The 7046-nt window shown below is 68.3% G+C and carries 7 protein-coding genes and 1 pseudogene; 4 read left to right on the top strand and 4 right to left on the bottom strand.

From position 1 onward, the window contains the following. On the bottom strand, positions 1-1231 hold a 1231-nt coding region (locus E8A49_RS06835; protein WP_293378061.1), incomplete at its 3' end, for a TonB-dependent receptor plug domain-containing protein. Positions 1232-1774: 543 nt separating this feature from the next. On the opposite strand from E8A49_RS06835, the gene ilvD reads away from it, so the two are divergent. Both ilvD and E8A49_RS06825 read left to right on the top strand, forming a co-directional pair. Further along, positions 1775-3517, top strand: coding sequence for a dihydroxy-acid dehydratase (gene ilvD / locus E8A49_RS06830; RefSeq protein ID WP_293378058.1), 1743 nt, complete (start codon positions 1775-1777; stop codon positions 3515-3517). A 3-nt stretch (positions 3518-3520) separates the two neighbouring features. Next, positions 3521-4210, top strand: coding sequence for an aspartate/glutamate racemase family protein (locus tag E8A49_RS06825; protein WP_293378055.1), 690 nt, complete (start codon positions 3521-3523; stop codon positions 4208-4210). Here the strand turns inward: E8A49_RS06825 and E8A49_RS06820 are convergent. The 3 genes from E8A49_RS06820 to E8A49_RS06810 are packed head-to-tail and all read right to left on the bottom strand — an operon-like array spanning position 4207 to position 6155. Further along, positions 4207-4956 (bottom strand): hypothetical protein, encoded by a 750-nt coding sequence (locus E8A49_RS06820; RefSeq protein WP_293378052.1) that lies wholly within the window; start codon positions 4954-4956, stop codon positions 4207-4209. The two genes, E8A49_RS06825 and E8A49_RS06820, sit on opposite strands and share 4 nt — an antisense overlap. A 46-nt stretch (positions 4957-5002) precedes the next feature. Further along, positions 5003-5782 (bottom strand): exodeoxyribonuclease III, encoded by a 780-nt coding sequence (gene xth / locus E8A49_RS06815; protein WP_293378049.1) that lies wholly within the window; start codon positions 5780-5782, stop codon positions 5003-5005. Positions 5783-5789: 7 nt separating this feature from the next. Further along, positions 5790-6155: a hypothetical protein gene (locus E8A49_RS06810; RefSeq protein ID WP_293378046.1), complete on the bottom strand. Its 366-nt coding sequence runs from the start codon at positions 6153-6155 to the stop codon at positions 5790-5792. Between the two features lie 138 nt (positions 6156-6293). Between E8A49_RS06810 and E8A49_RS06805 the strand changes: the two genes are divergently transcribed. Further along, a complete protein-coding gene (locus tag E8A49_RS06805) occupies positions 6294-6608 on the top strand; it encodes an STAS domain-containing protein (RefSeq protein WP_293378043.1) in 315 nt (104 codons plus the stop codon). After that, a pseudogene (locus E8A49_RS06800) lies at positions 6605-7046 on the top strand (hypothetical protein); the annotation flags it as partial. The gene E8A49_RS06805 and the pseudogene E8A49_RS06800, both read left to right, overlap by 4 nt.

Genomic DNA, 7046 nt, shown 5'->3' with positions numbered 1-7046 from the left:
ACGAGCTGAAGTCGAACTCGTGGCTCGACCAGTCGGGGTGGGCGTCATACTGGAAGATCTGCGCCGGGTTGACGGTCAGCGGCTGGCAGACGGCCGGTCCAAGGCTCGCGCAGGTGCCGCCCGCCGCCAGAGGGACCTGGAACGAGGTCACCGGCGAGTTGTCGTTGTTGAAGTAGGCGGTGTGCAGATCGTAGTGATATTGGCTGTAGCCGCCGATGTACTTCAGGTCCCAGCCGTCGAAATGGTGGGTCCAGTGCAGGGTGATGGTCGGCGCGGCGTTGACCACGATGTCGGTCGGGACCGCGTGGGCGAAGGTGCGGATGTTCTGCAGGGCCGGGTTGTCGGTGAGCCCGGCGGGGATGCCCGTCACCGAGCCAGGGACCGCGCCGCCGCCGAACGGGAAGTTCGGGTTGAACACCAGCTGGCCCGGCTGGGTCAGCGAGGTGTCGTAGTGGCCGCTGGTCGGGATGCCCAGGAGGCCGCCCGGGCCGCCGCGGTCGTTGTTGAACCACACCGCATAGGCGTCGAGCCAGATGTCGTCCTTGTCGGTCTTGTACTCCAACTGGCCGTCGACATAGGGGTCGTGGCGGACATCGCCTTCCGACGGGCCGGTCAGGTTCTTGAAGTAGCCCTCAGTCTGGTTGAGGTCGTAGGCGCTCAAGCGGAAGGTCAGGCCCTCGATGCCCGTGGGGCCGGACACCGTGCCCTCGAACTTGGTGTAGCCGAAGTTGCCGACCACGGCGCGGACCTCACCGGTGAAGTCCTCGCTCGGCCGCTTGGAGATGGTGTTGATCAGGCCGCCCACGGCGTTGCGGCCATAGAGGGTGCCCTGCGGACCCAACAGCACCTCGACCTGGTCGATCAGCATGTCGTCGCGCCCGACCAGGTAGGTCGAGTTGGAGAAGAAGTCGTCGTAGTAGACCGCGACCGCCGAGTCAGAGAGGTAGATGTTGTTGTTCCGGGCCAGGCCCCGGATCACCGGGCGGTCCAGCTGGCTGGAATAGGTCAGGCCCGGCGTGAAGTTGGTCATGTCCTGGACGGTGGTGATGCCGACCAGGTTGCGTTGCCGGGCGCTGAAGGCGGTGACCGCCACCGGCACGTCCTGCAGGCTTGCGGTGCGGCGCTCGGCGGTGACCACCAGCTCCTCGATGGTCGTTGTCGCGGAGACCTGAGAAGCCGGTCGGGCCGCCGTCTGGGCGTGCGCAGTTGTCGCCAGAGCAGCGACCAGCACGGCGCCAGACGCCAAAAGAGAGCGTTTCCACAGCATTCGAAGTCCTCCCAGCGTCTTAGACGGCGCTTATTTATTGCGCCTGAGACACAAGGCTGGAGCTGTCGCCGGGAAGCGTCAACGGCATAGGTTTATATTATCATCGATAAGTAACTGTAACTCACATAGGATTGCGCGAAGGCCACAGTTTTGACGGGAGTGAATAAGGGCTTTGTCGGTGATGACAGCCGCATGCTGCGGTGCGATAACTGTCAGAATGGTGCTTGTGGCGAAATGTCACCTTTTCACCAACTTCAGTAAGAGCTACCTTGACTTGAATTTACATACAAACCTGATTTTCGAATTCGCGAATTTTCTCCAAACAAACATCAGCTTACGGAATACGCCTCTTACGGTTGCAAGAACGCGGGTCTTCGGGAGCGGTTCCCGCTCACGCGGCGCCGCCGCGTTTTCGTGGCGTGACCCACATAAATCTCTGGGCCCGGAGGGCCTTTCCCACGCTGCGCCGCACGCTTAAGGAAGCAGCCTCGACGAGGAGGCTATTCGATGCACCGCAAGCCGGACGGAAGCTGGGACAAGGCCGGGCTGCCCAGCCGTCACGTGACCGAGGGGCCGGCCCGCGCGCCGCACCGCTCCTACTACTACGCCATGGGCCTCGGCAGCCGCGAGATCGCCCAGCCGTTCGTGGGCGTCGCCTCCTGCTGGAACCAGGCCGCGCCCTGCAACACGGCGCTGATGCGCCAGGCCCAGGCCGCGGCCGTGGGCGTGAAGCGCGCCGGCGGCACGCCGCGCGAGTTCTGCACCATCACGGTCACCGACGGCATCGCCATGGGCCACGAGGGCATGCGCTCCTCCCTGGTCAGCCGCGAGGTCATCGCCGATTCCGTCGAGCTCACCATGCGCGGCCACGCCTATGACGCACTGGTGGGCGTGGCCGGCTGCGACAAGTCGCTGCCGGGCATGATGATGGCCATGCTGCGCCTCAATGTGCCCTCGGCCTTCATCTATGGCGGCTCGATCCTGCCGGGCTCCTGGCAGGGCCGGGACGTGACCGTGCAGGACGTCTTCGAGGGCGTCGGCAAGCATTCGGCGGGCCAGATGAGCCTGGAGGATCTTTGCGACCTGGAGCAGCACGCCTGCCCCGGCGACGGCGCCTGCGGCGGCCAGTACACCGCCAACACCATGGCCTGCGTCTCCGAGGCGATCGGCCTGGCCCTGCCGCTGAGCTCGGCCCTGCCGGCGCCCTACCTCGAGCGCGACCAGTACGCCGAGGCCACCGGCGAGGCGGTCATGGCGCTCTTGGAGCGTAACATCCGCCCGCGCGACATCTGCACCCGCGAGGCCTTCGAGAACGCCGCGGTGGTGGTGGCCGCCACCGGCGGGTCGACCAACGGCGGCCTGCACCTGCCGGCCATGGCGCATGAGGCGGGGATCAGCTTCACCCTGCGCGACGTGGCCCACATCATGAAGAAGACGCCGTACCTGGCTGACCTGATGCCGGGCGGGCGCTATCCGGCCAAGAAGATGGGCGAGGCGGGCGGCGTGCCCATGCTCCTGAAGACCCTTCTGGAGGCCGGCCTGATCCACGGCGACTGCATGACCGTCACCGGCAAGACCATCGCCGAGAACCTGAAGGATGTGGTCTGGCGCGACGACCAGGACGTGATCCATCCGGTCTCCAGTCCGCTGTCGCCCACTGGCGGCGTGGTCGGCCTGTGGGGCAGCCTCGCGCCCGACGGGGCCATCGTGAAGGTGGCGGGCCTCGGGCACCGCCAGCACCGCGGACCCGCGCGGGTGTTCGACGGCGAGGAAGCCTGCTTCGCCGCCGTCGAGGCGCGAGACTACAAGCCCGGCGACGTGCTGGTGATCCGCTACGAGGGGCCGAAGGGCGGGCCCGGCATGCGCGAGATGCTGTCCACCACCGCGGCCATCTACGGCCAGGGGATCAGCGACAAGGTGGCCCTGATCACCGACGGCCGCTTCTCCGGCGCTACGCGTGGGCTCTGCGTCGGCCACGTCGGCCCAGAAGCCGCTGATGGCGGCCCGATCGGCCTGGTCAAGGACGGCGACATCATCACTATCGACGCCGACGCCGGGACCATCGAGCTGGAGGTCGATCCGGTCGAGCTGGAGCACCGCGCCTATCTGCTGGCGCAGGAGGAGCCGCGGAAGAGCTTCTATGGCTCGGGCGCGCTCTGGAAGTTCGCCAAGGCGGTCGGGCCAGCCCACCTGGGCGCCGTCACCCATCCGGGCGCGGCGGGCGAGGCCCACGTCTACGCGGACATCTAGGCCATGAAGGTCGTGGGCCTGATCGGCGGGATGAGCGCGGAGAGCACCACCGTCTACTATCAGCAGATCAACCGCCTGGCGCGCGAGCGGCTGGGCGGGCTGCACTCGGCGAAGATCGCGCTCTGGTCGCTGGACTTCGCGCCCATCGCCGAGCTGCAGGCCCAGGACGACTGGGCCGCCACGGGCGGCATCCTGGCCGACGCGGCGCGGCGGCTGGAGGGCGTGGGGGCGGAGGCGGTCCTGATCTGCGCCAACACCATGCACCTGAACTACGGCGAGGTGTCGAGCGCGGTGTCCGTCCCGGTGATCCACATCGCCGATGCGACCGCCGAGGCGCTGAAGGCGGCGGGCGTGAGCAAGGCCCTGCTGCTCGCCACCCGCTTCACCATGGAAAAACCCTTCTACGCCGAGCGCCTGGCCGCCCACGGGATCGAGACCGTCACCCCGCCCAAGGCCGACCGCGACCGCCTGCACGCCATCATCTACGACGAGCTGGTGCTGGGCGTGGTCACCGAGGCCTCGCAGGCCGCCGTGCTGGCGATGATCGAGGACGCCAAGGCCGCCGGCTGCGACGGTATCGCCTTCGCCTGCACCGAGATCGGCCTCTTGCTCGATCCGGCGCAGATGCCGTTGCCCACGGTGGACACCGCGGTCGCCCATTGCCAGGCGGCGGTGGCGTTCGCCCTCAGCTAGAGTCTGAGGCTGCGGATCTCATCTTCCTCTTCCTTGGCGTCCGCCTCATCGCCAAGGTCGGTGTGGTCAAATGGCTCGTGCGGCTCGTCCAGGTGGGCGAAGAGCGGCGCCAGCGGTGTGGCCGGCTTCGGCGCGAGGGGTTCTGGCGCAGCCGACTCCGGTTCAAGCGGCGTGAACTGGGGTTGGCCGGAGACGGGCGCCGCCGCGGGCCGCCGGGGATTGGTCATCGGCCGCCGCAGCAGGGCCTCGATCCGGGCCAGCCAGCGGTTGGCCTCGGCGATGGCCTCGGCCGGCGGCAGCTCGTCGCGGCGGCCTTCGTCCTCCGGCAGCCACAGGTCGAGGGTGAAGTCGGGGCTGCCCAGGTCGTCGAACACCAGCCGCAGCGCCACGCGCTCGGCGGCGTCGAAGGCGTTCAGGGCTACCCGCTGCTCGCCGCGGTGGACCCGGCCCACCACCAGGCCGTCGACGATCACCTCGGCGCCGACCAACTCGTCCAGCGAATAGACCAGACCCCAAGCGCCGGCGTCCCAGACCACGGCCAGCTGGTTGGCGGTGAAGTTGAACCCCAGGCCGCGGCCTCGGCCCAGGGCGGCCAGGAAGCCGTGGGTCTCGCCACCCAGCACCACCTTCAGGCCCCGGCGGATGCGGCGGACCTCATTGCCGTGCCAGCGGGCGATCCCGGCCAGCACCGTGACCGCAATCCCGGCCAAGCCCAGCAGCATCAGGAGGCGGGTCACCTCGTCCATGGAACGAAGCTACGCCGATTGACTGAGTCTGCCCAAACCGGCCCGCCTAGACGTCAAGTTCGATCACCAGCGGCACGTGGTCGGAAGGCTTTTCCCAGCTGCGCACATCGCGGTGGATGGTGACGCCGGACAGAGCGTCGGCGGCCTGGGGCGAGAGCAGGGCGTGGTCGATGCGGATGCCGTTGTTCCGCTGCCAGGCGCCGGCCTGGTAGTCCCAGAAGGTGTAGGCGCCGGGACTGCCGTCCGCCTCCAGGAAGGCGTCGGTGAGGCCCAGGTTCTTCAACGCCCGGAACGCCTCGCGGCTCTGCGGCTGGAAAAGGGCGTCGCCCGTCCAGTTGGCGGGGAATTCCGCATCGCGCGGCTCGGGGATGACGTTGTAGTCGCCGGTCAGCACCAGCGGCTCCTCCAGCGCCAGCAGGTCATGGGCGTGGCGATGCAGCCGGCCCATCCAGCTTAGCTTGTAGCCGAACTTCTCGGTGGCCACCGGATTGCCGTTCGGCAGGTAGATCGAGGCCACCCGCACAGGGCGGGGCCCCGAGACCACCGCCTCCAGATAGCGGGACTGCTCGTCCTCGCCCGGGTCCGGCAGGCCGCGGCGGATGTCCTCCAGCGGGGCCTTCGAGAGCAGGGCCACGCCGTTGTAGGTCTTCTGGCCGTGGACGGCGACATTGTAGCCCAGCCGCTCGAAAGCCTCGGCGGGGAACTTCTCGTCGACGCACTTGATCTCCTGCAGGCAGGCCACGTCCGGCTTGGCCGCCTCGAACCATTTCAGCACCGTCTCCAGGCGCGCGTTGACTGAGTTCACGTTCCAGGTGGCGATGCGCATCGGGGCCTTACTTCTTGGTGAGGGTCGGCGGCATGGTCGCGCCCTGGCTCCACGACCCGGTCAGGGTCTTGCCGTCGTCCGAGAGCCTGCCCACGAACTCGCCGCCGACCTGCATGAACAGGATCGAGACCTGGCCGCCCTCGGTCTTCACCGCCGAGGCCGGGATGCTCGCGCCCTGGTCAAGGCTGTTCAGCACGGCAGTGGCTTGGCCGTTCTCGGTCTTGACGTGCAGCACCAGGTGCAGGGTCTGGCCGCCGGCCGACAGCGCGCCGGCCCAATCGCCGTCGTAGCTCTGAGCCAGGGCCGGCGCGGCGAAGGCCAAGGCCGCGGCGAGGCCCAAGGCTAGCCGGCGGCCGGATTTGATGAAGGTCATGAGCGCATCCTCCTGACGGTGTTTGCGCGGAAGGTGGACGCGTCGTGCGACGTGCGCAAGGCGGGCGGCTGTGGCCTTGGAGGACCTGTCGGGGGCAGATGAACTATGGCAGCATCCGCGCCGCGTTGGGGAGGCCGTATGGATTGGGAGCTAAAGCGTGAGGCGGGACGGTTCCTCGGGCGCGTCCGGGGCCGCGTCGACGAGACCACCTGGGAGGCCTTCTCCGAGGCCCTGACGGCGGCGGTGCGCGAGGCCAAGGCGGCCGGCGACGCGCCTTTAGTGGTCGACGTCTCCGGCCTCGACTACATGTCCTCGCGCGGCCTGCGGGCGCTGACCATGGCCAAGCGCGAGGCCGGCGATTCGGTAAAGATCACGCTCGCCTCGCCCAACGCGCGGATGCGCGAGATCCTGGCGATCAGCCGCTATGACAAGCTCTTCGAGGTGGTTCCTTGAAAGTCCGCTTCTGGGGCACCCGCGGCTCCTTGCCGGTGGCGCAGACCGCCGGCGCCATCCAGTCCAAGATCGCTCAGGCCCTGGTCGCCGCCGGCGGCCGCGTCTTCGAGGATGAGGCCGAGGCCTCGGCCTTCGCGGCCGCCAACCTCGACTTCGCCACCTACGGCGCCTACGGCGGGGCGACCTCCTGCGTGGAGATCGAAGGCGCGGACGGCGCCTTCCTCGTCTGCGACCTGGGCTCGGGCGTGCGCGAGTTCGGCCTCGACGCCTTCCAGCGTTGCGCGGCGGGCCATCCGCGGACCTTCCACATCTTCCTGTCCCACCTGCACTGGGACCACATCATGGGCTTCCCGTTCTTCGGGCCGGCCTTCGATCCGAATTCGACCGTTGTCATCCACTCCGGCCATCCGGATGCTGGCGGCGCAGGGCCTGCTCAGC

It is taken from the genome of Phenylobacterium sp., from assembly GCF_004799515.1.
Taxonomy (GTDB): Bacteria; Pseudomonadota; Alphaproteobacteria; order Caulobacterales; family Caulobacteraceae; genus Phenylobacterium.
This window is presented reverse-complemented; position numbering and strand designations above follow the sequence as displayed.

Excerpts from the sequence above, each read along its gene's own strand:
- xth (WP_293378049.1), bottom strand. The coding sequence starts at position 5,782 with ATGCGCATCGCCACCTGGAACGTGAACTCAGTCAACGCGCGCCTGGAG.
- E8A49_RS06825 (WP_293378055.1), top strand. The coding sequence starts at position 3,521 with ATGAAGGTCGTGGGCCTGATCGGCGGGATGAGCGCGGAGAGCACCACC.
- ilvD (WP_293378058.1), top strand. The coding sequence starts at position 1,775 with ATGCACCGCAAGCCGGACGGAAGCTGGGACAAGGCCGGGCTGCCCAGC.
- E8A49_RS06805 (WP_293378043.1), top strand. The coding sequence starts at position 6,294 with ATGGATTGGGAGCTAAAGCGTGAGGCGGGACGGTTCCTCGGGCGCGTC.
- E8A49_RS06810 (WP_293378046.1), bottom strand. The coding sequence starts at position 6,155 with ATGACCTTCATCAAATCCGGCCGCCGGCTAGCCTTGGGCCTCGCCGCG.
- E8A49_RS06820 (WP_293378052.1), bottom strand. The coding sequence starts at position 4,956 with ATGGACGAGGTGACCCGCCTCCTGATGCTGCTGGGCTTGGCCGGGATT.